Below are 597 nucleotides of genomic sequence, written 5' to 3'. Positions count from 1 at the left end.
TGGCGCAAGTTGGATTGCTGACCAAACCGCTTGATGTGGAACAGGTGCTGATCCCATTCGCCTGCGTGCACATCGCCCTCAACGCCAAAATTCTCGATCAGCCGGATCTCGTCGCGGGCCCGCTTACTGAAATCATGCTTCTCAGAGGCCTGGACACCGATGACAGTCGGGAGCGTGGGGATTCCGCCGCGGGGCATTTTTAGCCTTTCAAAGTCCGGGTTGGCCTTCGTCGCGAGACGATGACGGAGCCGACCATGCGGAAGGCCGGTTGCTATCCACTTGCGGGGGGCAGTAGCCTCCCTGCATCTCAGAGCGCTATCCGCACCTTCCGCGGCAACTCAGGATTCAGCCTTGGCGGTCTTGCGTGTCCGGCTCGGCCTCTTCGCAGGCAACGGCGCCGGCTTGGCCTTACGACCAAGGCCAGCAGTGAGCGCCAACTCGGAACGGGTCGCCGCATAGTTCGGAGCAACCATGGGATAATCATGAGGCAGCCCCCACTTGGCCCGATATTCCTCCGGCGTCATGCCAAAGGAAGTTTGCAGATGGCGCTTGAGAGACTTGAAGGACTTCCCGTTCTCGAGGCAGATGATTGCATCC

At 60.1% G+C, this 597-nt stretch carries 2 protein-coding genes; one reads left to right on the top strand and one right to left on the bottom strand.

All coding sequences use genetic code 11. From position 1 onward, the window contains the following. Window positions 1-203 (top strand): hypothetical protein (locus IEW24_RS28610; RefSeq protein ID WP_210324308.1); only part of this gene is annotated, 203 nt, incomplete at its 5' end. 135 nt (window positions 204-338) lie between these two features. Here the strand turns inward: IEW24_RS28610 and IEW24_RS28605 are convergent. After that, on the bottom strand, window positions 339-597 hold a 259-nt coding region (locus tag IEW24_RS28605; protein ID WP_188584330.1), incomplete at its 5' end, for a Ros/MucR family transcriptional regulator.

Origin of the sequence: Azorhizobium oxalatiphilum (genome assembly GCF_014635325.1) — a bacterium.
Taxonomy (GTDB): domain Bacteria; phylum Pseudomonadota; class Alphaproteobacteria; order Rhizobiales; family Xanthobacteraceae; genus Azorhizobium; species Azorhizobium oxalatiphilum.
Note: the sequence above shows the minus strand (reverse complement) of the source record. Positions and strands in the feature narration are given on the sequence as shown.